At 51.4% G+C, this 282-nt stretch carries 1 protein-coding gene; it reads left to right on the top strand.

The features are described 5' to 3' along the window. The coding region (locus J0A66_RS23150) for an acyl-CoA thioesterase (RefSeq protein ID WP_206576112.1) at window positions 1-264 on the top strand (264 nt) is incomplete at its 5' end. Between the last annotated feature and the right edge of the window lie 18 nt (window positions 265-282).

The following is a 282-nucleotide window of genomic DNA, read 5'->3' as shown; positions in this document are numbered from 1 at the left end:
GCAAACTGGCCGCTGATTCTGGCCAGTTACAAAATCGATTTTCTCAAGCAGATCTTCTACGGCAAAGCCGTGACGGTAAAAACCGGTATCAGCCGCATCGGCAACAGCTCGTTTGTGGTCTACCAGGAAGTTTGGCAGGACGGTCAGCAGTGCGCCTCAGGGCAGACCACTATGGTGCATTTTGACTATGCCAGCCAAGCCTCAGCGGCTATTCCTGACGCTGTCCGAACACAACTGCAGACTCTGTTGGTAGAAGCTGCATGAGTCAGTTTATTGAAGTTA

The organism is Bowmanella dokdonensis (assembly GCF_017254865.1).
GTDB classification, from domain to species: Bacteria; Pseudomonadota; Gammaproteobacteria; order Enterobacterales; family Alteromonadaceae; genus Bowmanella; species Bowmanella dokdonensis.
The sequence above is the reverse complement of the archived record's forward strand: the minus strand, read 5'-3'. Positions and strand labels throughout refer to the sequence as shown.